At 42.7% G+C, this 26,190-nt stretch carries 23 protein-coding genes; 16 read left to right on the forward strand and 7 right to left on the reverse strand.

The features are described from left to right. Nucleotides 1-358: 358 nt before the first annotated feature. Nucleotides 359-742 (forward strand): sigma-70 family RNA polymerase sigma factor, encoded by a 384-nt coding sequence (locus tag RUMAL_RS02570; protein WP_013497247.1) that lies wholly within the window; start codon nt 359-361, stop codon nt 740-742. Then, the gene (locus tag RUMAL_RS02575) at nt 727-1,278 is read left to right on the forward strand and encodes a helix-turn-helix domain-containing protein (RefSeq protein ID WP_154662871.1); all 552 of its coding nucleotides are present in this window, start codon (nt 727-729) and stop codon (nt 1,276-1,278) included. Before RUMAL_RS02570 ends, RUMAL_RS02575 begins: the two co-directional genes overlap by 16 nt. Nucleotides 1,279-1,412: 134 nt before the next feature. Here the strand turns inward: RUMAL_RS02575 and RUMAL_RS02580 are convergent, their stop codons facing one another. Then, entirely contained in the window at nt 1,413-1,811 is a 399-nt protein-coding gene (locus RUMAL_RS02580) for a WapI family immunity protein (protein WP_013497249.1), read from the reverse strand. Between the two features lie 649 nt (nt 1,812-2,460). On the opposite strand from RUMAL_RS02580, the gene RUMAL_RS02585 reads away from it, so the two are divergent. Then, nucleotides 2,461-5,448: a glycoside hydrolase family 9 protein gene (locus tag RUMAL_RS02585; protein ID WP_013497250.1), complete on the forward strand. Its 2,988-nt coding sequence runs from the start codon at nt 2,461-2,463 to the stop codon at nt 5,446-5,448. 167 nt (nt 5,449-5,615) lie between these two features. On the opposite strand, the gene RUMAL_RS02590 is transcribed toward RUMAL_RS02585, so the two are convergent. Further along, nucleotides 5,616-5,873 carry a hypothetical protein gene (locus tag RUMAL_RS02590; RefSeq protein WP_013497251.1) on the reverse strand — a complete coding sequence of 86 codons (258 nt, stop codon included), beginning with the start codon at nt 5,871-5,873 and terminating at the stop codon, nt 5,616-5,618. A 661-nt stretch (nt 5,874-6,534) separates the two neighbouring features. Between RUMAL_RS02590 and RUMAL_RS02595 the strand changes: the two genes are divergently transcribed. From RUMAL_RS02595 to RUMAL_RS02610, 4 genes are all read left to right on the forward strand, one after another. Further along, on the forward strand, nt 6,535-7,101 hold the full coding sequence (locus tag RUMAL_RS02595; protein WP_013497252.1) for an imm11 family protein: 567 nt from the start codon (nt 6,535-6,537) through the stop codon (nt 7,099-7,101). A 17-nt stretch (nt 7,102-7,118) separates the two neighbouring features. Beyond that, complete coding sequence (locus RUMAL_RS02600; RefSeq protein WP_013497253.1) at nt 7,119-7,643, forward strand: hypothetical protein; 525 nt, start codon at nt 7,119-7,121, stop codon at nt 7,641-7,643. Nucleotides 7,644-7,727: 84 nt separating this feature from the next. Beyond that, nucleotides 7,728-8,321: a hypothetical protein gene (locus RUMAL_RS02605; protein ID WP_013497254.1), complete on the forward strand. Its 594-nt coding sequence runs from the start codon at nt 7,728-7,730 to the stop codon at nt 8,319-8,321. Nucleotides 8,322-8,962: 641 nt separating this feature from the next. Further along, the gene (locus tag RUMAL_RS02610) at nt 8,963-9,838 is read left to right on the forward strand and encodes an IS1595 family transposase (protein ID WP_013483548.1); all 876 of its coding nucleotides are present in this window, start codon (nt 8,963-8,965) and stop codon (nt 9,836-9,838) included. Between the two features lie 70 nt (nt 9,839-9,908). Here the strand turns inward: RUMAL_RS02610 and RUMAL_RS02615 are convergent, their stop codons facing one another. Continuing rightward, the gene (locus RUMAL_RS02615) at nt 9,909-10,553 is read right to left on the reverse strand and encodes a Crp/Fnr family transcriptional regulator (protein WP_013497255.1); all 645 of its coding nucleotides are present in this window, start codon (nt 10,551-10,553) and stop codon (nt 9,909-9,911) included. Nucleotides 10,554-10,639: 86 nt separating this feature from the next. On the opposite strand from RUMAL_RS02615, the gene RUMAL_RS02620 reads away from it, so the two are divergent. The 3 genes from RUMAL_RS02620 (at nt 10,640) to RUMAL_RS22105 (ending at nt 13,751) form a co-directional block, all read left to right on the forward strand. Next, on the forward strand, nt 10,640-11,335 hold the full coding sequence (locus RUMAL_RS02620) for an ATP-binding protein (protein ID WP_013497256.1): 696 nt from the start codon (nt 10,640-10,642) through the stop codon (nt 11,333-11,335). A gap of 14 nt (nt 11,336-11,349) precedes the next feature. Continuing rightward, nucleotides 11,350-12,978 (forward strand): hydroxylamine reductase, encoded by a 1,629-nt coding sequence (hcp, locus tag RUMAL_RS02625; RefSeq protein ID WP_013497257.1) that lies wholly within the window; start codon nt 11,350-11,352, stop codon nt 12,976-12,978. A gap of 122 nt (nt 12,979-13,100) precedes the next feature. Then, nucleotides 13,101-13,751: a fibronectin type III domain-containing protein gene (locus RUMAL_RS22105; protein ID WP_013497258.1), complete on the forward strand. Its 651-nt coding sequence runs from the start codon at nt 13,101-13,103 to the stop codon at nt 13,749-13,751. Nucleotides 13,752-14,023: 272 nt separating this feature from the next. Here RUMAL_RS22105 and RUMAL_RS02635 read toward each other — a convergent pair whose 3' ends face one another. The 3 genes from RUMAL_RS02635 to RUMAL_RS02645 form a co-directional block, all read right to left on the reverse strand. Then, on the reverse strand, nt 14,024-16,738 hold the full coding sequence (locus tag RUMAL_RS02635) for an FtsX-like permease family protein (RefSeq protein ID WP_013497259.1): 2,715 nt from the start codon (nt 16,736-16,738) through the stop codon (nt 14,024-14,026). Next, complete coding sequence (locus tag RUMAL_RS02640) at nt 16,738-17,439, reverse strand: ABC transporter ATP-binding protein (protein WP_013497260.1); 702 nt, start codon at nt 17,437-17,439, stop codon at nt 16,738-16,740. Before RUMAL_RS02640 ends, RUMAL_RS02635 begins: the two co-directional genes overlap by 1 nt. Before the next feature lie 78 nt (nt 17,440-17,517). Further along, complete coding sequence (locus RUMAL_RS02645) at nt 17,518-18,147, reverse strand: TetR/AcrR family transcriptional regulator (RefSeq protein ID WP_013497261.1); 630 nt, start codon at nt 18,145-18,147, stop codon at nt 17,518-17,520. A gap of 557 nt (nt 18,148-18,704) precedes the next feature. On the opposite strand from RUMAL_RS02645, the gene RUMAL_RS02650 reads away from it, so the two are divergent. The 5 genes from RUMAL_RS02650 (at nt 18,705) to RUMAL_RS02670 (ending at nt 24,758) form a co-directional block, all read left to right on the forward strand. Next, nucleotides 18,705-18,947 (forward strand): hypothetical protein, encoded by a 243-nt coding sequence (locus RUMAL_RS02650; RefSeq protein WP_013497262.1) that lies wholly within the window; start codon nt 18,705-18,707, stop codon nt 18,945-18,947. Between the two features lie 899 nt (nt 18,948-19,846). After that, nucleotides 19,847-20,911 (forward strand): ABC transporter substrate-binding protein, encoded by a 1,065-nt coding sequence (locus RUMAL_RS02655; protein WP_013497263.1) that lies wholly within the window; start codon nt 19,847-19,849, stop codon nt 20,909-20,911. Nucleotides 20,912-21,114: 203 nt separating this feature from the next. Beyond that, the gene (locus RUMAL_RS02660) at nt 21,115-21,828 is read left to right on the forward strand and encodes an ABC transporter permease (RefSeq protein ID WP_242837759.1); all 714 of its coding nucleotides are present in this window, start codon (nt 21,115-21,117) and stop codon (nt 21,826-21,828) included. Nucleotides 21,829-21,852: 24 nt separating this feature from the next. Beyond that, nucleotides 21,853-23,421: a nitrogenase component 1 gene (locus tag RUMAL_RS02665; RefSeq protein WP_013497265.1), complete on the forward strand. Its 1,569-nt coding sequence runs from the start codon at nt 21,853-21,855 to the stop codon at nt 23,419-23,421. Further along, nucleotides 23,421-24,758, forward strand: coding sequence for a nitrogenase component 1 (locus tag RUMAL_RS02670; protein ID WP_013497266.1), 1,338 nt, complete (start codon nt 23,421-23,423; stop codon nt 24,756-24,758). The genes RUMAL_RS02665 and RUMAL_RS02670 overlap by 1 nt, the downstream gene beginning before the upstream one ends. 55 nt (nt 24,759-24,813) lie before the next feature. Here RUMAL_RS02670 and RUMAL_RS02675 read toward each other — a convergent pair whose 3' ends face one another. Further along, a complete protein-coding gene (locus RUMAL_RS02675; RefSeq protein ID WP_013497267.1) occupies nt 24,814-25,734 on the reverse strand; it encodes a LysR family transcriptional regulator in 921 nt (306 codons plus the stop codon). A 135-nt stretch (nt 25,735-25,869) separates the two neighbouring features. On the opposite strand from RUMAL_RS02675, the gene RUMAL_RS02680 reads away from it, so the two are divergent. Then, nucleotides 25,870-26,124, forward strand: coding sequence for a hypothetical protein (locus RUMAL_RS02680; RefSeq protein WP_013497268.1), 255 nt, complete (start codon nt 25,870-25,872; stop codon nt 26,122-26,124). Nucleotides 26,125-26,190 lie beyond the last annotated feature (66 nt).

The following is a 26,190-nucleotide window of genomic DNA, read 5'->3' on the forward strand; positions in this document are numbered from 1 at the left end:
TTGTGAAATTAAGCCATTTACTTGACAAATCACCACCGGAATAGTATAATATGTTTATAGAAAGAAACAAAAGCGTTGTTGATCATCGTGAAGGCATTTGAATGCTTGTAAATATTATCATGTGGTAATCTGAATCGAGATCGTAAGAGATATGATAATATATATAACGACGATATCTGATCAGCTGTTCCTCTCGTCAGCTGTTAATGATATGCTTATAGGGTAAAATGTTTTATAGATATTATGAAAGGGCTGAGCCTGCATACAAACGTATGCAGGCTTTCGTCGTGTAATAATATGTGCTGTATCGTGAATATAATACAAAGTATAATATCCACCTGAACGGAGGTAGCTTTTTATGCTGGTACAGCTGTTGGAACTATTTGATATCATTACCCGGGGAGGGCTGTTTTTCGGTCTTCACCTTGACGGCAGGACAGTGTTTCCCCGTCCGCTCACAGCAGCCGAGGAAAGAGATTGCTTTGAGAAAATGTCCGAAGGCGATGCAGGGGCAAGGGACACTCTCATTCGTCACAATCTTCGCCTTGTGGCACATATAATAAAAAAGTACTACGCAAATTCTTCCGACCAGGACGATCTTATATCCATTGGTACTATAGGTCTTATCAAGGCGGTGCAGACCTTCGACTATACCAAAGGCACCCGTTTTGCCACCTACGGCAGCAGATGTGTTGAAAATGCTACACAATCACAACGGACATTTTCTTGTCAGATGATGTAAAAGATGTGCCCTTAATAGGCGAGTGGCGATTTTTACGCAGAGTAGAGAGCCGAATGTATACGCTGTACTCTACCCACACAAGCGGCAAAATAGTCACCCTTTATATTCACAGTTTTAAGCCGAAAAGAATACCCGATTTTGCGCTTAATGATAATTCCACAGTTTCAGACAGGTTGAAATTTTACAGGATAAGCTGTGGGCTCATGCAAAAAGAGATAGCCGCTCAAATTGGTGTAGACCGCACCACCTATGCCCGCTGGGAGAACAATGTGCTGTCGGCGTATCCGTTGGACAAGCTCACACTACTTGCAGAGATATTCGGGTGCAAAGTCACAGACTTGCTCGATGAGTACAATAAGTTCCTGATAAATGGGCAGGGAAGTTATATCAGAAACCTGCAAAAAAAGAAGTCTCTCACACGATGCAGGCTTGCAGAGCTGATGTCCGTTTCTGTCGGCCGTGTCAAGGATTGGGAGAGTGAGAGAAAGCGGGTCAGCATGAAGTGCTATGTGCGGTTGATGGAGATAAACAAATAAGACAGTGTATTTGCTGATATACCGAAACGGGCAGTACAATAAGACGGATACCCATATAGAAGTTTTGCCCCCAAGCGTTTAAGCGCTCAGGGCATTCTATTTTATACGGTTGCTAAGATAAACCAAATCAGAGTTTATAGACTTTTTAGCCCTTTTATAAATTTTGGAAAAACTGTCTGGTCAGTCATAAATTCAAATTTAAGAATGTGGCTGCCTACATCACCCTGTATATCACCTGAAACCTTTATGTGTCCTGCCCGGTCGCAATTGAACACGATCTTATTACCATAACCAATTTCAATAAATGTTACTTCTTTCCTCTTAAATGAAATCATTTCTTCAAGAGCTGTTATGAAATTCTGTAATTCCATATAATCATACTCACAGCCATCTGCTATGCCAGAGAACACACCTGATCTCACTTTAATGTCAAATGCACAATTGTAAGGATTGCCATTTTTCTCCTCATCAACAGAATGGTGAAAATCTGCTATTTCAATATAATTTCCACAGTATTCAAGTCTGGCTTCCATAGATCTTATTACCTCAAAATTCCGATTTTGTTAGTAACAATTATAGCATAAAATCTCTGCACGGTCAATAGAAACGCCATAGTACTTCTGACTGTAAATCAGAAATACTATGGCTTAAAACTTCTATATGAGTATCTTTCTTAGGTACTGCCTGTATTTTTGTCTTTATATTATCCGTTTGTTGTCTGATTTACGAAATCTGCTGATCTGTCCCGGAAATATTTTTCTGTTCAACATCTATCCGGCAGATTCCTTATTATTCTCACAGCGCTATCCTGATAGTCAGTCTGCTTTTGGTGTAGCCCAAAATCGGCTAGTCTCTTGTTGTTTATTGCTCATTGACTGAGATCGCGTACAAGGACATAATAAGATATGTAGATAAAGTTCTGAAGTTTAAAGGCGATGAATGATTTATGAAACCTGGTTTGAATGGCAATTCCAGTCGGGTCTCAATTTTATTAAAATCATTGCAATTTGAAAAGTAATGTGATATAATATCTATCGGACATAACAGCATAATGACGGTGAAATGTCCAACCTATTTATAATTTGTTATAATTTGGCTATGGCTGTTTATGGTATATATGTCGTTTACTGTAACAGCCGCATCAGATTTACGTTCTTTTATTTTAAGGAGGTTCAAGAGATAATGCAAATGACAATGAAACGGATCGCCGCAGGGCTTGTGGCGATTACCGGCGCTTTATCGGCAACAGCCGCATCTGCACCTATGAGTGTGTTTGCAGAAGATGAACAGATACTTATCCAGTCTGACTTCGATGAAGGCATAGGTCTTCCCTGGTACACCACCGAGAATGCCCCGGCACGGCAGGACTTCGATATTTCAGACGGCACTTACACTGTAACGATACTGAACAACGATGGTCCCGAGTCAAGATGGGATCTTCAGTTAGGTTACAGAAATTTTGTGATAAAAAAGGGTCATACTTACAAGGTGCACTGGAAGGTCAATTCTTCCAATGAGGGTGAGATGTATACCCAGATCGGCAATTACAGCGGTACGGTCGAAGCATGGCACAACAACTGCGGCAATGATGATTTCAATCAGACGTGGGACTGCGTACAGATCGCTAAAGGCGACAACGTCTTCGATGCTGAATTTACAGCTAAAGAAGATATTGGGCGTGCTGAATGGGTATTTCAATACGGCGGAAATGGTATGTTTCAGGATGTTGACTGCTTCCCAAACGGTACGGTCCTCAAATTCGATGATCTGTCTCTGATCGACACTACTCCCGGGGGCTGTATAACCGAAATCAAAAATAACGAGTGGGGCGTTGTAAGACCCGAAAGCAACGTTCGCCTGAATCAGATCGGTTACTATCCTCAGCTGGAAAAGAGGGCTTCTTACGTTACCGATGCTTCTTCACCTCTGCAGTTTGAGATCAGAGATAAGAACGGCAACGTTAAGTACACGGGCACAACAAAGGTATTCGGCAGCGATCCTGATTCAGGTACAGGTAAGACTACTACTGTTAAGATAGGTAGTCAGATCGTTACCAGACTCAAGGACAGCGGTTCTAATGTACATATCATTGATTTCTCTGATTTCAGAACTGAGGGCGAGTACACGATATTCGTTAAGGATACAGTTGGCGTAAGCGGCACTCAGGTTCTGCTTAACAATGGTGCAAACGATACAAGGCTCAGCGGTGATAAGCTTTTATGGACAAATCCCGTAACTATGAAAACTTATACGATGAACGAGAGCAGTACATTCAGGATAGACAGACAGATCTATGATGATCAGCTGCTGAGGGATTCCATGAACTACTTCTATCAGAACCGTTCAGGTGTCCCGATAGAGTCTGAGTACATCACATCAGGTGATAAGTCTGCACTGGCACACAGCAGATATGGTCATAACCCCGATATGGCTTATGTACAAAGCAAATGGTTTAAATCTTATGACAGCGACTTCCGTGATGGCGAGAAGAATGAACAGATCGACGTTACAGGCGGATGGTACGCCGCAAACGACCACGGCAAGTACGTTGTCGAAGGCGGTTTCTCAGTATGGACACTTCAGAACGCTTATGAGTTCTCCAAGAAGAGCGGCAATTCACACAAATGGACTAACGGCACGATAGCTGTGCCCGAAAATAAGGATAATGCTCCCGATATACTGGATGAAGCAAGGGTAGAGCTGGAGTGGATGTTCAAAATGATAAATGAGGACGGCTTCGTATATCATTCGGTGCAGGATCATAAATGGGCAGGTTTTCCGATCACACCCTGGATGGATGACACACAGCAGGGCTTTGAACCTGTCCGTATCGTCAGACCTCCTACGTATGCAGCCACATTTAACATGATCGCTTGTGCTGCACAGGCTTCACGTCTGTGGAAGGGCATAGATGACGACTTCTCAAAAGAGTGTCTGCAAAATGCACAGAACAGCTGGAAGGCTATCATGGCTAAGCAATCCAAATGGGACGTTAAAAGGGGCTATCACTATTCTGATCCCTACTTTGCTCCTTCTGAATTCGGCGTAAACAACATTTTCGGTGACAACTATGTAGTTGACGATGCTTACTGGGCAGCTTGTGAGCTTTATGCAACAACAGGTGACTCGGCTTACTATGATTTCTTAAAGGATAATGATCAGTCAGGTCAGGATAAGGCATTCAGCTTGACTTCCTGCCTGAGCGGCGGCGAGAACGATCGATCGTTCGGTTCCTTCAATTGGGGCAATACTGCAGGTCTGGGCACCCTTTCACTCTACCTGAGCGACAAGACATCTTCTGCTGACAGGAAGACTATTGCCAATTCTATCCAAAATATTGCTGATCAATACCTTATTCAGATGAGTAATGAAGGCATGGGCATACCTTACAAGAGTATGACTACCGAGGACTATATCGGTAGCGATAAACCAGCATTCACAGGTTATGAATACGGCTCCAACTCATTCGTTATCAACAATGCTATGGTCCTTGCCTATGCTTATGATACTGATAACAGCAAATATATTTATCGGAACGGTGCTGCTGAAGCACTTGATTACCTCTTCGGACGCAACGGTCTGGGCTTCTCTTATGTATCAGGCTACGGCGATAAGGCAATGAAATCGCCACACCACAGATACTGGGCAAACAGTATCGACCCGGACTTCCCGAAGGCACCCTCAGGTGTTCTTGCAGGCGGTCCCTGCTCAGATATGTATCATGATAATTACCTTCGTGGTCTCGGCTATAAAAGAGGCACTTTAGCTGATCAGAAGTACTATGTTGACAGTGCTGAGGCGTGGACTGTAAATGAGGTTTCCGTCAGCTTGAACGCTTCTCTGGTCTGGATGTCATCATTCATGAACGATCAGTTCGGCGGTCCGAAACCAGTCCCCTATCCTACCAACATTAAGGTCGATTACAGTGAGGAGTACCATCAGGTAAGATTTACCTGGGACAAGGTGGAAAACGCTGACAGATACGGCATAGCAGTTTATCTGGCAGGCAAGTGGAGAGTTCAGAAACAGGATATCACAGGCACTACCTACACTTCTCCCAAAAATCTGACTCCCGGCGTAACTTATAAGGTAGCGATTGCCGCAAGAGTGAACGGCAGATGGGATACTGAAAATGCTATCAAACGTGCTTGTACTGTTACTATAAAGTGATAGACTAAATTGATATGATTTATTAAAAAAACGGATAATCGTCCTAAGCAGACGACTATCCGTTTTTATTGATGCTTTAACGAAAATAAAACGGGTCTTTTATACTATCAGATAAAGCATAATCTCTTCATGAGCGATGCTTTATTGATAAGAAACTTGCCGTTTTTTTATTGTTTAACAAATAAAGAAAATGTATCTTCGTTCAATACGCTCCAGCTGTACCTGTCTCCTGTTTCTTTTTTTCCTTTAAACATTATGATCAACTTGGTTGAATTGTATTCTCCTTCCAGATGGCAATATATATGTTTATACTTATCAATTAAAATATTACCATGTACAATTAATTCCTGATTTTCATCTGATTGATAACCTGCTTCCGATGCTTTGCGAAAAGTTTCATCTGCCAAATAATGACTGAATAACATTTACCACCTATCTAGTATACTCCAATAAACTTCATAAATATATAATATATTTCGATTTGTTGAAGAATAGATAATATAAGCAACAGGCTATACCCGTGGTGAGTATATCACATGGAGTGTAGCCTGTTTTTTATGTCCGCGATTGCATTATACAAATTTTGCCACCTTTGGGCAGAGTAGTATCTTATGGCTTTACAGAAAAACATACTGAGTTATCTGCACGTTGCTTACTATTTTAGAACTTTCAACAATCTTTCCACAAAGTATGAGTTTACCGCTTGACAGCGCCAAATTGTTTCTGTATAATAATCAGTGGCAGATATACCTTTATAATGTGTATATGTCAAATAACGAAATGGAGGTCATCTGGATTCGTATTATGACTATGTTAATAACGAAATCAATGAAACAATAAGTGCTCTTAATCCTGACTGGGAGAAGGAAGTAGATAATATTAAAGAAATACTTAAAAGTCTCCCTGATGACAAGCGAGCAAAAGTGAAGACTGAAATATGTAACACTCTCACTAAAATTAAGGGAAAGTTATTAGATGGCGAGGTTATAATACATAACTGAGTGGAAGATTTGAATAGGATTTCAAAGCCCAACATATTGTATTATTGTGCGATGAAAACGATTCTTGTTCATTATGAGGTACAAAATGAATATTTGGAAAATAATAAAAAACGAAGGATACAATAATGCTTTTTTGATTGATTCAACCGGTAAACAGCATTTTGATTCGCCTTTAGATTTCAAAGAGATAAAAAATAACCCTCCAACACGCTTATTAAAAATCGAGGTAACCGATAAAGGATTTCCCGATATAATGAACTATTGGGGAATTAGCGGTACAGTAATCGTTAATTCCAAGGTGAAAGCACTGATAGAGCGTTACTACGGAACACTGCAAACACAGTTTTTGCCATGTATATGTTCAAACTGTCAAGATACGGAATTATGGATTTGGAACGTTTGTGAATATCATGATGTATTGGATGTCCCAAAAAGCATTTGCGACAGAATTATTAATCTGCAAGGGAAAGAAGCAATAAAGTCGGTAGATAAATACGTATTCAAAAAAGAGGCTTTTGATTTGGATTTCTTCAAAATCTATCTTGAAGAACGCAAATACAATACATATTTATTTGTATCAGACAGATTCAAGAAAATAATGGAAGAAAACAATGTAACCGGCTTGGCACTCGAAAAGGTTTATTCTATTTAATTAGGAGCAGACGAAAAATGATAGATAATCAGGTTAATTTAAAGCAACAAAAACTTGCAATCGAAAAGAGTGCATTCTCCGATTCAAAAGCAGATATGTCTGATGTCAGCTTTGAAATAGGAAAAAGCAGTTATACTGCGAAGCTTTTCGGTTTTATCGTTTTATTTGCCATTTTCTTTGGAGTACGAACAATAGCAAGGCGTTATGTCGGAAATCCGAATATGACATTTTCAATTGGAGATATTATATTCTGGTGCTGTATAGGAATGATCGCCATACTCGTTATTGTAACGTTCATCCGTGAGAAAAACAAGCCCACTATATCAGTTTTGGGTAAAAAACTATTTTATAACGGAAACTGTTGGACAAGCGATGATATTTCATTTGTCAGGTGTACGAAGTGGTTTGAGCGGGTCGAGGTTTACTCAAATGGTAAGAAAGTATTGACTTTCCCATGGGAATTGGATAATTCCGAGTTGTTTATTGCTTGGGTCAACAAATGCGGGATAACATTTGAAGATCATCGTATGAAGGCTTTTTAATATCATAGGAGAAAACGGTGCCGGGAAAACAACTCTTATGTTTTATAATCGGCTATAATTTATCAAGAAATGGGAGTGAGTATAGTGAGTGATTCAAATATAAAAGGGTTTCATAATATTACAATGACTGGTAGACTATGTTATATTTTTATGTGCATAGAACGCTATTTGACTACTCTTTATCCCGAACGTGACTGGACACCTGTTTCAAAAAGAATGTGGCAATGGACTACGCATTGGTGGAATGAATCGTGGGATATATACTCTCAAGCTGTTCCGGAATTTATACTTGAATTTGACACCTATGAAGAAACGAATGAGCGTTCATATGAAGGGAATTTAGATAAAGATGACTACGATGAAATTACTGCATTGTTCAGAGGAATTACAGACGGCAAGGGTACTGATGAATTATGTCAAGTTCTGATGATCCCCAGTGATTTTGGCAGTATATGTGAGGGCTCTTGTGTTGAGGGTGCTGAGCCTCTTGTAACTGAACTGATTGAGGACATAGAATCCATTCTAAAAAAACATAATATCCCATTCCCCGACAGAGCATCATTAAGTCATTTTGAATATGAAAGAGGCAAGCCCGTAGGACGTGAAGAAAAAGAACCGGGTTGGGGTGATTTTGAGAATACTGAATTCTTATCAATCATCTTGAATAAAACAACATGATATTCTTCAAATGCAGAGCAACACCAGCTCTGCATTTTTTATGCCCGATTCAAAATTCCCCATAACAATTTCACGATAAGAAAAGTTTTATGGCGCACCCAAGTTCATGCGCACTGCGAATAGACTTTTACCTCGAAAGTGCGCTATAATTTTAGTGTGGGGCTGGAAGTTCAGCTCGACTAAAATTTCAGAATATGACTATCCCTTTAGCACACCACCCAAAAATATCTTTATAACAAGGAAATACTGAGTTGATGTTATCTTTCCCCCCGCCGTAGGCGGGGGAAAGATAAACGCCAACTATATTCAGTTCCCAATATAACATCGTTTATTTTGGTGTGTCAGCGGGATAACCACATTTCAGAATGATGGTGATGATATGGCTACGACTTCTATCGCTGAAAGAAGCGATGACGAAGAGCAACAGCGGCAGCCTGTTCCGATATTCTGAGGTTTTCAAAGCTGACTTCCTACACCGAGGAACAGCTACGAAAGAGCTTTTTTCCTGCAATAGCCATAATAAAAAACATGGTTATCCCTTTAACACACCACAGATAATTTACAATGCTGTCCAAATAAACAGACCTCAAAAACCGGAAAATATAGTATAATAGTGACAGGAAACGAAAGGAGCTGTCGCTATGTCAAAAAGATTTCCGAAACCTGAGATCACACTTGATGGGATATACTCAAAGTTCGCAGATGAAAGCTTTTGCAAGGATTTTCTGCTTGATATCCGCTTTGAAAAGGGTTTTGCCTGCCCGTTTTGCGGTGGCTCTGAGTACCGCAGGATAAGGTCACGCCATCTGCTGCGCTGCAAGTTCTGTAAAGCAGATATATCCGCCACAAACGGAACTTTTATGCACAGAACACATATTCCGCTCAGACTGTGGATAGTCACCGCATTCCTCATTATGAGCAACAAATGCAGCGTTTCTGCTGTTACGCTGATGAGGTCTTTGGGGGTGACCTACAAGACTGCATGGTACATCCTTCACCGCATCAGAAAAGCTATGAAATGCCGTGAAGAACGTTATTTGCTGGACGGAATCGTTGAACTTGATGACACGTATCTCGGTGCTCCGACTCACGGTAAAAAGCGTGGCAGAGGAACTGAAAAAGTCAAGATGATAGTAGCTTTGTCAAAGAACGCAGCAGGAAATCCCGAGTACGTTAAAATGAGCGATGTGCCGAATTTAAAGGGCATAACTGTGGGTAGATTTGCCAGGGATAATATCCGCGCAGGCTCGAAGATCGAGAGTGATAATGCTCGAAGTTACAAGAAACCGCTGGCACAGAAATACTTCCATGTTTTTGAGACATATGATCCGACAAGCGGTCAGCTGAATTGGATGCATAAAGTTATATCAAACTTCAAAGCAATGATCATGGGAACTTACCACGGAAACGAAAAGATCCACACAGCGTTATATGCTGCCGAATACTGTTACAAATTCAACCGCCGAAAGCTCGGGAATAGTGCTTATTTACGGCTTTTAGCTGCTTTGGTGCAGTGATCTTACTTGTGGTGTGTTAAGGGGATAACCATTATAAAAAATGCAGTCGGCAATGTCGGCTGCATTTTTGTTATATGATCTCAAAATGGTTCTTCCTGCACCGTATTAATCTGTCACGCTGCATCTTGCTGAGTTCGTTGGAAAGCACCGAGCGTTCAACATTGAGGTAGTCCGCAAGCTGCTGACGGTCAAAGGGTATATCAAACTCACGGGAATGCTTCTGAACCGATACGGTATTAAGATACGCCATAATACGTCCACGCACCTGTCTCGGAGCAGTATGAAAGCTCCGGCTCGATAGGTGCAGATTTTTTCTTGTGGTGATAGTGAGAAGATTTGCAAGAAGTCTTGCCCTTATCGTATCGTTGAGGTCAGCGAGCGACTTCATGCTCAGAAAAACAACAGTGCAATCCTCAGCGGCGCAGACATCGACCAGCATAGGCACATCGGGCAGGAGTGCATAGCTTTCTGCAAAGAACTGTCCCTTACCTACAAGGTTGAGTATCGTGCGGTTTCCCCACATATCATTGCTTTCAATAGTAACGCTGCCTGCCGTGACAAAGCATAGTTTATCGGTGATCTCTCCCGAAGAAAAGATCATCGTACCTTTCTTATATTTCTTTTCGGCTGCATTAAGGGCTTTCATAAGCTCCGATATTTCGGTATCATCAAAGCCCTTGAACAGTATCGAATTATGCAAAACTGAAATATCCATATTTCTCTCCCGAAATGTTGTAATTACAACATACTTTCTCCTTTGATTATACTATAATGGATACAGAAAGTCAAGGAGGTATGGCTATGATACGAAAAATCATTGAGATAAACGAAGAAAAATGCAACGGCTGCGGTCTGTGTGCGAAGGCTTGCCATGAGGGTGCGATCGCTATTGTGAACGGCAAGGCTAAGCTCATGCGTGACGATTTCTGCGACGGCTTCGGTGAGTGTCTCCCTGCCTGTCCTATGGACGCTATCCACTTCACCGAGCGTGAAGCGGCGGCTTATGACGAAAAGGCTGTACAGGCAAGCAAGCAGAAGAAGTCCGCTTGCAGCGGTTTCACCTGTCCGGGTTCTGCATTGCAGAGCTTTACGCCAAAAGAAGATGACAGCGATGTTCGTGTTCCAAGCTGTCTGAGACAATTCCCGATACAGATAAAGCTCCTGCCCACAAATGCACCTTATTTCAACGGTGCTGATCTGCTGATTGCTGCCGATTGTACAGCTTACGCTTACGGAAACTTCCACCATGATTTTATCAAAGGCAGGATAACGCTCATCGGCTGTCCGAAGCTCGATGCCGTTGATTACGCTGAAAAGCTGACGGAGATATTCCGTAATAACGATATAAAGAGTATTACTCTCACAAGAATGACAGTGCCGTGCTGCGGCGGTATGGAGTATGCGATAAAAAAAGCAATCGAAGCAAGCGGTAAGGATATTCCGCTTAAAATTGCAGTCATCTCGCCGGACGGCAGTATCGTTGAGATAAGAAAATAATGGAGGAATATATCATGGAACAGAAAATGTTTTGCTATCAGTGTCAGGAAACAGCGGGCTGTAAAGGTTGTACCGCTTGCGGTGTCTGCGGTAAACAACCCGAAGTCGCAGTAATGCAGGACTTGCTTGTGTACGTTACAAAGGGATTGTCTGCGGTGACAACTCAGCTCCGTGCAGAGGGAAAGACTGTCGATAAGACTGTTAATCATCTTATCAGCGTGAACCTGTTTATCACGATCACCAATGCCAATTTCGATCTTGACAGTATTACCACTAAGGTTACTGAAACACTTGCAGTCAAAGAAGAATTGCTCGGACAGGTGCAGAATAAAGAATCACTCCCCGAAGCAGCTTTTTGGAACGGTTCGGACTATACCGAGAAAGCAAAGACTGTCGGCGTACTTGCAACAGAGAATGAGGATATACGCTCTCTGCGTGAGCTGATAACCTACGGTCTGAAAGGACTTGCGGCATATACAAAACACGCAAACGCTCTGCTGAATGATGATGAGAAGCTTGATGCTTTCTTACAGTCGGCTCTTGCTAAAACACTTGATGACAGTCTGTCGGTCGATGACCTTGTGGCTCTCACGCTGGAAGTCGGCAAGTACGGCGTTCAGGGTATGGCTGACCTTGATGCTGCAAATACTACAGCATACGGCAATCCTGAGATCACGACAGTTGATATCGGTGTCCGCAAAAATCCTGCAATACTGATCTCAGGTCACGATCTGAAAGACCTTGAAATGCTCCTTGAACAGACAAAGGACACGGGAGTTGATGTTTATACGCACTCGGAAATGCTGCCTGCGCATTATTATCCGTTCTTCAAAAAGTATCCGCATTTCGCAGGAAACTACGGCAATGCGTGGTGGAAGCAGAAAGAGGAATTTGAGAGCTTTAACGGTCCGGTGCTGATGACCACAAACTGCATCGTTCCGCCGAAGGACAGCTACAAGGACAGGCTTTGGACAACAGGTGCCGCAGGCTATCCGGGCTGTAAGCATATTGACGCACCCTACGGCGAAGTAAAGGATTTCTCGCCGATCATCGAACAGGCTAAGAAATGTCCTCCGCCTACCGAGATCGAAACAGGCTCCATAATCGGCGGGTTTGCCCATGAACAGGTATTTGCACTTGCCGATACAGTTGTAGAAGCTGTAAAATCAGGGGCTATCCGCAAATTCGTAGTCATGGCAGGCTGTGACGGCAGAGCGAAGTCCAGAAGCTACTATCAGGAATTCGTAGAGAAACTGCCGAAGGATACGGTCATTCTCACCGCAGGCTGTGCGAAGTACAAGTATAACAAGCTGGATCTTGGTGACATCGGCGGTATTCCGAGAGTTCTCGATGCAGGACAGTGCAATGATTCTTATTCTCTGGCGCTTATCGCTCTGAAGCTGAAAGAGGTATTCGGGCTTGATGATGTAAATGATCTGCCTATTGTTTATAATATCTCTTGGTATGAGCAGAAAGCAGTCATCGTTCTCCTTGCTCTGCTGTATCTCGGAGTGAAGAATATTCACCTCGGACCGACACTGCCTGCGTTCCTGTCTCCGAATGTGGCAAAGGTTCTTGTAGACAGCTTCGGCATTGCAGAAATTACAAACGTTGACGAGGATATGAGGATTTTCGGCTTATGAGAAGAAAAGACCGTGAAGTGACCGAGCTCAGCGAGATCATAGAGATCATGAAAAACTGCGATGCATGAAGACTGGCTCTGAATGATGACGGCTTTCCGTACATTCTGCCGCTGAATTTCGGTATGGCTGTAAACGGAAACGGAGCAATATCAATTTCAAAAGCTTATCTTGAGGGCGGTGCAAGCTTCCAAGATGAAACAGCACCTATCAGGGGGAATGTAAGGTTCGGTGAAAATACCTGCCGCAACCTTGTAACAGGTAAAGGGAACACCACCGATAAGAGCGAATTCTACTGGTTCGGCACAGGAGATGCAAACGGCATTATCCCACAGATCGATAAGACCCTCGCACAGATACCTCAGAATACTTTTGCAGTACCGAAAATCACATATAAAAACGGCAATGGCTTTGTAAATCTCACATGGACAGAGATCGATAACGCCGAAAAGTACGCTGTGTGCGGATACGCAGGTGGAAAATGGAAAATACTCGGCGAAGGTTACGGCACTTCTTTCACGCTTGACGATCTCAAATCTGGAACTGATTACAAGGTTGCTGTTATCGCAAAAATAAACGGAGAATGGAACATGGATTTCTCTAACGCCGTTGTGGTTTCTGTCGCTAAAAATGTATATCCAAAGGTGACAGCTGTTGAATACAGCGAGGAGTTTCATCAGTTCAGAATGAAATGGACATCTGTTCCCAATGCTGAACAGTACGGTATCGCCGTAAAGCTTACAGGCAAACAATCGGCTCTAACGATACTATTATAACCTTACGAAAAATATTCGTCAAGATAGCAAACAAAATATGTATATATTTCGACATTATACACAAAACAAAAGTTAAGCGTAAAACAGGTTTTTTATAAATGAACTGTTGCAATAAAAACGCCTGTTTACGCCATTTGAGCTCATTTGAATAAAGGCTGGAAATAACTGTAAGAACACCTTTACGATGAATATTTTACAGAATATTAAACGTAAATATAAATACACCGTCTTTCGTTCATACAAGCGAAAGACGGCGGTAAAAGAAAGTAAATCTATTCTCTGTTTTTAAGCACCTCGGCGGGGGTTATCCGCTTCAGCTTTCCTGTCAGCAAAGCAGTGCTGAAAAAGTATACCGCAAGCACTGCGACGTACAGTATCAGGTAAAGATATAGCGGAAAATCCAGCGCCATTGAGCAGGCAACATTCGGTATAAAACTCGGATAGATGCAGTCCATCAGGAATTTCGCCAGCGGTATGCATATCAGCCCGCCGACGGATACGATGAAAAGATTGCCGTTTAAGTACAGTCTGCGCACCTCTTTCGGGCAGTAGCCGAATATCTTCATAAGGGAGATACCAAAGGAACTGCGGTCTATCATCACGCCCATCATAAGGTACATCACTACGACAAATATCACCGTTCCCGCGATCAGCAGAGTGTATACCAGCGGCTTCATCTGCTCTGTGAAAACGCCCGAACTCTTTTCGATATCAGCCGCGGTGGTGACGCTGTAAAGTCTGCCCGCATCGATATCAAGTTCATCTGCGGAATAGACAGCGTTGAAGTAGTCTTCGTCCTCGCCGAAAAGTTCACGCATGGAGCCTATATCCATAAAGATCGTGAACCCCGGGGAATACTGCGCGATATCCGTCACGGTGAAAGTGTAGTCGCGGTCAGCCGCAGCATCGGTGAAAGTCACCCTGTCGCCGATATCATAGCCGAAACGCTGAACTAGGGAGTTGTTGATTACTGCCTTATTCACGCCCTTTTCAGGGTCAGCATCGAAGTACCTGCTGTTCTCGTTCAGACCGATCACCGTCACATCAAGGGTATGCCCCGTGGAGTCAGTGGAAAGTGTCTTGATGAAAGCGCTCTCTCCTCCTGTGGGGACTTCCTTTTCGGGATACTTATAGAGATACATATAGCCGTACTGTGTATCGGCTACGTTGTCATGCTTTACTGCCTGACACATCACCATACAGTCAAGACCCAGCATCACCACCATCAGGGAGACCAGCATACCGAGGATAACCGTCACCGCCGAACGCAGTTCTCGCACCATCTGCCTTACACGGAACAGGGTCATAAAGTTTTTCGACCTGATATTGAATCTGCGGTAGTTTGAAGCGCTCTGTTCGTTTTTGATGAGGGAAAGTGCAGTCCTCGAAAGCTTGCTGTTTATCACAAGTGCATTAACGATCGCCGAGATGATCGGTGGCAGTACAAGCCCGTACACAAGCAGATATGGCGCATAGCAGATATCGTACTGCGGCAGTGAGAAATAGCCATAGCTTGTCTGTAACCGCATACCGATGCCGACGGGTGAAAATCCAAGTGCTGTGCCGATTACTCCGCCGATGAATGCTATCAAAGTCGGAAGAGCTATGTAATGCCGCAGAAGGTCTTTTTTCTTAACACCCAGAGCGTACAGCGCACCGATGACAGGGGCTTCGCTCTCAACGCGGTGTACCACGAAAACAGATATCACGTAGCCGAAAAGGATAAGGACGATAACTCCCGCCGCAAGACCCGCGTTCTTGTCCATTATCACATCGTCTGCCGCGGCTTCTATGCGCTCGTTATCGCCGCGGGAAACGAATGACACAAGGTTCCCGATGTCGATATCGAAAGCCGCATCAAGCAGTTCGTCAATTCCATCACGCAGTTCACGTGCGCCGCTGTTCAGTTCGGCTGAACCCTCTTTTGCTTTGCCGACAGCGTCTGTGTACTCCGCAAGACCGTCACGGTAAGCGATTATACCCGAAATGCTGTCTTTCAGGTTTTTCAGTTCTTCTGACTTTGATATCTTTATCAGCCTGTCAAGTTCTTCGGCGTAGTTTTCTTCCCTCAGTGTGACATTCATTCCTGCCGCTGACAGCTTTTCATTCGCCTGCGCAAAATAGGCATCAACAAGCTGCTGTGAAGCAGTTTTAAGTTCAGCACTGTGAGACTCCAGTTCGGTCATGCCGTCACTGAGTTCGGCAGTACCATCAGTCAGGGAGTTGACTCCGTCCTCTATCCTGCGTCTGTCGGAGAGGAGATCATCGATAGTTTCACGGAAATATTTATCCTCGACTTTCATATGATCAAGCTTGACAGCGCGTATCTTCTCTTTCAGGTCATCATCGGTGACATCAGCCCCCAGCTTGTAGGCGTAGACATACTCCTCTGCGGTCAGACCGCCCTCGGCGCGGATATCCTCATAGCAATCATCCGTGACAAAAATAAGCCCGAAATACCGCGATTGCACAGCGGTATCGGAAAACTTTGCTTTCGGCTGATCGTAATCGGGCACAGTACCTATACCCGTGACCGTGAATCCATGTCCGCCCGCTGTTATGCTGTCCCCGATCTTCACGCCGTTTTCTGCGGCATAGCGCTTTTCGAGAATGCACTCCCCTGATTTTTCGGCAAGCCTGCCCTCATCGAGAATGATCTTATCGATATTTTCGCGGTTTTTGAACATTCTGAGCACGGTGTCCTCATCAACTGAAAGGTCGGTGTAGAACTCCGCCTGTATCTCGGTACCGCCCTCGGCAAGGGTATCGATCTCACTGTCGTTAAGGGGCAGAAACACTGTGAAGAAGCCGTCCTCGGTGTTGAATTCAGCCCGCTTTTCGACTGTGCCGTGCAGAACTGTTTCAGCAGAACCGACGATGCCCAGCACCAGAAAAATGCCCATGGCGATGACCAGTATCAGGGCGGTATAACGCCCTATCCCTGCCCTGAGATCGCGGGGCAGACGCTTTTTAAGCACTCTGTTCATCACAAGTCCTCCAGTTCGGCGGCGGGAACTATCTTTTCATTTTCGTAGTCCTTTATGATCTGACCGTCCTTGATAACGATGACCTTATGCACCATATTTTTTATGGAGTTATTGTGGGTGACTATCAGCATTGTAGTGCCGTACTTTTTGTTTATCTTCTCAAGAAGTATCAGGATATCGCGGGAGGTCTTTGAATCAAGAGCGCCTGTAGGTTCGTCGCAAAGGAGAAGTTTCGGGTTTTTGATAAGGGCGCGGGCTATTGCACACCTCTGCTGCTGACCGCCCGAAAGCTGCGCGGGGAACTTGTTCTGATGTTCTGTCAGACCCAGAACTTCCAGCAGTTCCTCCATATCAAGGGGAGAATCCGTCAGATATCCGCAGACCTGTATATTCTCTCTTACGGTGAGGTTAGGCACCAGATTATAGAACTGGAAAATAAATCCCAGATAGTCGCGGCGGTAGTCGGAAAGTTCAGCGGGGCGCAGACCGAATATCTCCTTGCCGTCTACCCTGACCGACCCCGAATCCATAGTATCAAGTCCGCCGATGCAGTTGAGAAGCGTCGATTTTCCCGAACCGCTTGTACCCTGTATAACGCACATCTGCCCCTTTTCAACGGCGGTGCTGACACCTTTCAGCACCTGAATATAGCTTGTGTCTTTGCCGTAGCTTTTCTTGACATCTTGTATCTCTAAAAACATTTTTGTTTCCCCTTTCTAAGGTTAGAATAAGCTAACTAAAGTATATGATATAATGCGGGATAACCGCAGAATATCACGTCACACATCGTCTTCCAATGAATACTCCATCCACGCTTTTATCAGCAGATCCATAACGGGCTTTATGAAATGCAGAGCGCTGTCTCTGTTTTTTTCGTGCTGCATCATATGTATGAAAGCGTTTATCTGCACATGGGTCAGCCAGTGGAGCATTTTTCTGTTGACCCGCTTGTTCGGCACGCAGGCGGCGTACTTTTCCGCAAGGGCGATATATGAGCTGTCCAGCTTATCGATAATGCCGTCAACGAATCTTTCGTACTTTGACCCTGCCGAACGGTCGAGGAGTATCGTCATCTCATCGTAGTGGTCATAGATGACATTTACGAGGGCTTCGCTGAAATCATCGTGGTCGCCGCTGTGATGCTCATATGTCAGCAGGTCGGCTTCTATATCGCGGGCGAAGTGGTTTTCAAGCACTGCATTCAGCCGAGCCAGTGCTTCACCCACCACGCCCTCAAACAATCCGTTTTTGTCTCCAAAAAAGAAGTATACAGCACCCGTAGTCAGCCCCGCCTCCGAGGATATTTTTCTGAGAGAAGCCTTCGTAAAGCCCTTTTCAAGGAACTCTCTTTTTGCGCACTCTACAAGCTTTTCGCGGCTCTCTTTATTATCTGTGATCTTTTCCGACATGGTGTGTCCTCCTCTTGATAACAGTGTTACGTAACACTGTTATTTTAACTCATATTTGTTAGTTTGTCAAGTTGGATCGGGGAGATTTGGTTATTTTGACTAAAATTATTTCGACGGTATGTGGCGGACGGAGTGGGGCTGGCCGATGGTTTTGTTTTGTGGGCATCGGTTTGCGAGTTCTGCAACAAAATCCTATCTCCAGCTCTCCGAGCTTACCAAACGGCTATCGTTTTTCCTTTCTGAAATATGGTTATTAACCATTATATCATATTTCCGAATAAATTAAAAGACGGTATTCTCCCGGACACAAGGTCTGGAAGATACCGTTTTGTTTTTGGTTTATCGCTGTTGTTTTTTCAGGAGCATTCTGCCCTGACAAATATAGTGGTCATCTTGACAAAATAGAGTGTCTGCACCTTGACAGAACGAGTGCCTGCGTGACAAGATACGTTCACTTCTGGATGACAAATAAGGGGAGTGGTAATATTGACTTTTATCGTTCTTTTGTGTTATAATGTATAAAATCAAAAAGAACAGTAAAAAGGAGGTAAACTATCATGTTGACGATCATATTTAATATTCCGGTGTTAATAGGCGTGTTCATTGTTGCTCTTTTCTTTTTTGCAGCAAGTAAAAGTAAAGCCATTAAGGTTGTGTCAGCAATCGTCATGGTGCTTACGGCTGCATCGATTTTAAGACTTCTGGTATTTACGCTTTCGATGATTATAAGAGTTCTTTTGCCATTAATCATTATCATAGGTATCATATATGCAATTTATACTATAAAGAAAAAGAAGTGAAATTCAAAAGGCAAGTTTGCAGCTTGCCTTTTTTATTTTTACGGATAGTTTATCGTTGCCGTAGTATGACATCACCAAATCGATTGTTTATGGACATAAAAACAAGACCATGTATGAAAAAAATTTCTACATGGTCTTGCTTTTTGGTAAGGAAAGTCTTTCCGAGTGTGGATTTTTTATCGAATACTAAAATACAATATGTTATTTATTAACTTTGATATTTAGATATAAAATATTATATATTGTATTTTATAAATATGCTGTGTATTGCTTTTTATATGTATTATATCTCATGCTTATTATCATGCAGATCGTTTGGTGCATGAAAGAATATTAAAACGAAAATACAGCCGCCGGGCAAAGAAAATATAAAACATAGATGCAGCTCTGCTCTCTTGTAAGGTGTCTAAAAATTAGACAGTAAAAAATCCTATCGTTTCATCCTACCTTCATTACATTTTTCCGTCATACTTCAAAATCAACCACCCACGAATACATTTCTCTAATACTCCGTTATTTTTCTGTATAAAAGAAAAGACCCCGCATAACGCTGAACCATAGGAGGCTCTTTTGTCATTGTAAGTTTTTACTGGCACGGTTCAAAAGATTGGTCGCTTTTGTTATGAAGCATTGAATCTATATTCATAAGGAGATAAATCATCAAGGAAAAGTTCCGCTCCGCAAATCGGCAAACTTGCATTTTTTAGTCATTTTACAGGTCTGATTAAGATCAACAATATCATATTTTTTTCAGTTCTTTATACGAGCAAAACTATTCGGATATCGGATTTTCCTAGAATCAATACTCAAAAAGAACAATTGGACAGATAAAGATTTATATGATAAAATAAAAAACATGGTAAATTGATCTGAAAACAAGGAAAGGGCTGAATTGAAAAATGAAAAGATCAAAAGCATTATTGGCATCGCTGCTGTTAGTTTTTTCATTAACAGGCTGTGCGGGAAAAAATGCATCGGCAGTTAGTTCACAAGAAAATGCTGATTCTTTGAAAATAGGCTACCTGCCGTCCCCGGGGCATCTTCTCTATTTTGTTGCACAGGAGGAGGGCTTATTCAAAGATGAAGGGCTGAACACAGAGCTTGTTATGTTCGGTGAGAACAATAGTGAACTTGCAGCTCTTGAATCAGGGAAGATAGACGTTGGTGCGTTTGGTTCAAGCGAACTAGTAACATATCTCGGTGACGGACATGAAATAACCGTGTTCGGCGGTGCTATGATCGCAGGTCACGGACTTATCGTCAAGCCTGAGTTAGTTGAGGGGATACCAGAGGAGGATTGGTCTCTGGATCTTCTTAAGGGCAAAAATATAGGCGTTGAGGGTGTTGACTCTGGATATATCGTTTATCGTTCGGCTGCAAAAAAACTGGGGCTTGAAGATTCAATAGAATTCAGTATATTTGCTGACGGAGCGGATGCTTACAATTCTCTGAAAAACGATGATATTGATGCGGCTATACTTTACGCACCTTACCGTATCCTTGCAGAGGACGAGGGCTATGTCATTCTTTCAAACAGCGGTACAGTATCAGGCTTTGAAGATCATGTCTGCTGCCGACAAGCTTCACTTACATCTTCACTTGAGAAAGATCCGGATACTTATGAAGCATTCCTTCGTGCGCTTATCCGTGCATACCATTTTTATAAGACAGAACCCGACAAGACTATCAAGGATGTTCAGAAATATGTAGATGTGGATGAAGGATCACTCAGAAAAGACACATATGATTATGACAGCCAGATAGCAAATCCTGATCCTGATATCACAGGTATGACGAATTTTTATGATGCGCTTGTAGATACCGGCTTTGTAAATGAGTTTGATATATCACATGGACTTTCCGCCGAGCTTTATGACAAGGCACTGAACGCTGTTGCTGCAGAAGATCCCGACGATGAGGTGTATAAATATCTTCTTGATTATCATAAGGAGAGAGACAAATGAAAAGGGTCAAACGACTGCTCTCAGTGACACATATTTTATTTCTTGCCGCATTATTTATACAATTTATGCCTTCACATACCAAAAAAATTGGAGATCCTAAATATTCTGCGGGATTGCTTTTGATATTGGAGATCGCTTATATCATACTTATCTTATTAAGGAGAAAGCAGGACAGAATTAAAACAACAAACGGTGTTTTTGGTGTGATATTTTCATTTATCGGGATATGGACGCTGCTTACTGCGAAATTTGTGCTTATTCCGCAGGACATATTCAAGGCTCCCGATGTCGTGACCGAACAGTTTGTCAGCGATCTTCCTCGGTTAATGAATGATCTGGCTGTAAGTATGATAACGATAACAACAGGATACGTACTTGCACTTATAACTGCGATACCGATAGGCTTATTCCTCGGCTGGAACGCACAGGTAGGTAAAGTAGGTGAGCAGATCGCTAATTTTCTAGGCTCCATCCCACCTATCGTGTTTATTCCCTATACACTAGCTCTTCTGCCCACATTCAAAAGCTGCTCTATATTTGTTATTTTTATTACAGCTTTCTTTCCAATATTATCAGGAACGATGAGTGGAGTACAGAACATAAACAAAACTACTATTGAAAGTGCAAAGATATTCTGCCCGTCAAAAACGTATATGCTTTACAGTGTTCTGCTGCCTGCTTCGTTGCCGCAGATATTTGACGGCTGTAATATGGGATTGCTCCTGTCTTTTATCCTTCTCACTTCGGCAGAAATGATAGGCGGAAACAGTGGTATCGGATTCTATATCCAGTACTACACCAATTTCGGAAATTTTACAAGAATAATGGTCGGTATCGTTTTTCTCGGAACGATCGTAACTTTAGTCACTAATCTGGTGAAAGCAATTGAAGCGCGATTTCTGCGCTGGAAAAATTAGTGATATTCAAAGGGAGAAAAAACTATGGCTAAAAATATACAACTTGATCTTGAAACAGTTCAGAACCGTGAAATGCGTCTTGGTTCGATAATATCATGGGACGGAAAAGCATCTGAACTTGTTGAACTGTCTCGTTATGAGGAACGTGCGCTCAGACATAAGGGAGAATGTCCTGGTGCAGGAAAAAACGGCGAAGGATGCCGTTTATGTGAACTTAATATGCCCTTTAACCAACAGAGTATGTGTGCAAACTCCATAGCAGCCTGCCAGGCAGGTAATATCCGTGACTGCGTACTTATTCAGCATTCACCTGTGGGCTGTACAGCCAGAAATCCGGAATTTAATCTTGCATTTCGCAATGGTCTGGAACGCCGCGGCATAGAACCTCGAAATATAAACATCATGACTACCAACCTTCTTGAAAATGACATGGTATTCGGTGCATCTGAAAAGCTGAAAAGAGCAGCAAGAGAAGCTTTTGAACGCTATAACCCAAAGGCTATATTCTTCTCTATGAGCTGTTCCACTGCGATAATAGGTGAAGACCTCAGCAGTATCGCAGCTGAGATGGAAGACGAACTTGGGATACCTGTTGCACCTATGCAGTGCGAAGGATTCCGTTCAAAGCACTGGTCAACAGGATTTGATATCTCACAGCACGCTGTCCTGAGACATATTGTAAATAAGAATCCGAAAAAGCAGCCAGATCTTATTAATATCGTCGCACTTTGGGGTACGGATTATTTTACCGATATGCTCAAACCACTTGGGCTGAGAGTAAACTATATCATGGATATAGCAAGTTTTGACGAGCTTGCACAGACATCTGAAGCGGCTTGTACTTCAACATTCTGTCATACTCTCGGTTCTTATTTTGCAACCGCTCTTGAAGAGGCTTATGGTGTACCACAGATAAGAGCTCCTCAGCCATACGGTTTTGCAGGTACGGATGCATGGCTTCGTGCTATCGCAAAGCAGGTAGGAAAAGAGAAAGAAGCAGAAGAGTATATCGCTGCCGAGCATGAACGTGTACGACCCAAAATAGAGGAACTGAAAGAAAAGCTTAAAGGCGTCAACGGTTTTGTGCTGACAGGTTCTTCTTATGCACATGGTCTTATATCTGTACTTCGTGATCTTGGTGTAACAGTTGATGGTTCTGTCGTATTCCATCATGATCCTGTATACGATGGAGGTTATGAAGAGCAGAACACACTGAAGACCCTTGTAGATAACTATGGTGATATACCTCACTTTACAGTCAGCAAATGTCAGCCCTTCCAGCTCCCTGCACTTCTCAGCCGAGTGAAAGCAGATTTCATTATCATTCGTCACAACGGACTTGCTCCAAACGCCGCAAGAATGGGAATACCCTCTTTTGCCATAGGTGATGAACATTTCCCCGTAGGTTATGATGGTATGATACGTGTAGGTGAGGCAGTACTTGACGTTCTTGCACGTAAAAAGATGAATCAGGTACTAAAGAGACACGTTGGGCTGCCATATAGTGACTGGTGGCTAAGTCAGAAGGATCCGTTTATTCTTGCAAAGCACCCCGAGGTGCTCGATGAAACTACTAAGGAGGTGCAGGACTAATGGCTAAGAAAAAACATACAACGATCACTCATCCCCACTATGCGTGTGCCATTGGTGCGGCATATACAGTATCGGCTATCCCGGGGGCAGTTCCAGTGATCAACTGCGGTCCCGGATGCGTGGATCAGCAGTATTTTACAATGTCATTCTGCAACGGCTTTCAGGGTTCGGCAGGTGCAGGCGGAGGCGATATCCCGGGTACTAATTCGGGAGAAAGTGAGATCGTTTTCGGCGGTGCAAAGAAACTGGACGGAGTTATAAAGTCAGCTCTGAAGATCATGAAAGGCGATCTGTTCGTAGTTCTGTCAGGCTGTTCTCCACAGCTTGTGGGAGATGATGTCGCATCAGTAATAAAACCATACCGCGAACAAGGGTATCCCATAGTTCATGCAGAGGTTCCCGGATTTAAGGGAAATAACCTGTGGGCACACGAGGAAGTCATTATTGCGATAATAGACCAGTTTGTGGGAGAAGCAAAGGGTATACGCCGCCGCAAGAAGCTTATCAATCTATGGATGGGAGCGCCTTACTTCAATACATTCTGGCGTGGAGATATCATTGAGATAAAACGTATACTCGAAGCCGCAGGCTTTGAAGTTAATGTGTTCTTCGGCAGTGAAAGCGCAGGTGTTTCAGAGTGGAAGAGTATCCCGAAAGCAGCCTTTAATCTTGTGCTTTCTCCGTGGCTTGATCTGAAGGTAGCTAAACATCTTGAAAAAAAATACGATCAGCCTTATCTGCATATACCTGTTATCCCTGTCGGTGAGGAGGCAACAACTGCTTTCCTGCGTCAGGTTGTGGAATTTGCAGATATAGATAATACAAAGGCTGAGAAATTCATAGAAAAGGAAGCAAAAAGATACTATTACTTCTTGGACCATTTTGCAGACTTTTTCGCAGAATACTGGTTCGGATTCCCTTCAAAGTTTGCTATTGTCGGAGATGCGGCATATAATATTGCACTTTCAAAATTCCTTGCAGACCAGTTGGGACTGATACCTGTAGGACAGATAATTTCAGATAATACTCCGGTCAAATACCGAGAAGATGTTGCTGCTCTTTATACCGAGCTTTCCGAAGGTGTATACGGAAACGTTGAGTTTATTGAAGACGGTTATCTCATAGAGAAGAAATTATCTGGATTTGATTTCGGAAACAGTACACCGCTTATCCTCGGTTCTTCATGGGAGCAGGATGTTGCAAAGGAAAAGAATGCCGTGCTGGTGGAAGTCGGTACAATAGCTACAGAGGAAGTAGTTCTGAACCGTACATATATCGGATATACTGGAGCACTTCAATTCATTGAAAAAGTTTATTCCGCAGCGGTCAGCGGTTAAAATGTAGATAACAATAAAGCCTGAAAGCAGATAAAAACGCTTTCAGGCTTTACTACTATTCTCGTAATTCAAGCTCTTTTCTTACTTCTTCAAGAAATCTTTTTCCCATACTGCTAAGCTCGTTGTTTTTTTTGGTGATATATCCTATATTCATACTGCTCTGGATATTATCATCATCCTTGAAAGGTATCACAATGAACTGATCTCCACAGAGTTTTTCGGAGTATATGCTCGAACACAATGTATATCCGTTCAGTCCTTCCATCAGATTCATCATTGTCGCACGGTCTGTAGCCTTGACTGTTTTCTGATATGCGTGTTCGATAAGTATCTCCTCGGCAAAATATATCTCGTCCTCGTTACCCTGTTCAAATGACAGACAAGGATACGGGTCAAGCTGTTCAAAACCAAGCTCTTTTTCCTTTGCAAGCGGATGTGATCTTGCAAGATAAACACTTGCGGAACATACGATAAGTGAATGAAATTCTAGCTCGTTCTTTCGCAGCAACTTGTTTATCATACGCTGATTGGTATCACAGGTATAGATGATGCCTATCTCGCTTTTCATTGTACTAACGTCTTTTATCACATTTGCAGTTGCGGTTTCTCTCAGTGCCAGGTCAAATTTGTTAGAGTCGTAATGTTTTGCCATTTCTATGAAAGCCTTGACTGCAAAGGAGTAGTGCTGCATCGAAACAGCAAAGCGACGTCTGATATTCGTTTCCTCGCCGTATTCTTCCATTACATCTTCATACTGTTGATATACACGTTTTATCTTTTGTAAAAATTCATCTCCCTCGGCTGTCGGAATAACACCTTTATGAGTACGGTGAAATATCTGTATTCCAAGCTCATTTTCCACATCACGCACAGCTCCGGTAAGTGTGGGTTGAGCTATGAATAATTTTTCAGCAGCCTTGTTCATTGATCGTGATTCAGCTATGGTAAGAAGATAATTGATCTGTTGTAAAGTCATAAAATAAAGCACCTCGCAAAACAATCATAAGAATAAATTTAAATTGCATTTTCATGAGTATATTATAACGTAAAAAATCTACTAATACAATATGATTAGTATGAATATATATTAAATTATATCACAATTAACCTTATGAAGTTCATAGAAATCAATATGGCACATCAGCAACAGCTTGACAGCATCAAAAATTACATAAGTGATGTCAAGAAAACCGCTTCATTGGATAGTGACAGCACCGAAATCTATGGTGAGCTTTTGAAGAAGGTAATAGCTCATGAAAATAAAACTGCTGCCTTTTATTTGAACTATGTATCGTTCGGATTCAGGATAACATTTGCCGATGCAAGACGGCTCATTGATGATTACATCTATTTTTACAATCACTAGCGCATTCAACTCAAAAAAACTGACTCCGCTTGAATTGCGAAGTCAGTTTTAATTTGCCATAGGGGC

Source organism: Ruminococcus albus 7 = DSM 20455, assembly GCF_000179635.2.
In the GTDB taxonomy this organism is placed as follows: Bacteria; Bacillota; Clostridia; order Oscillospirales; family Ruminococcaceae; genus Hominimerdicola; species Hominimerdicola alba.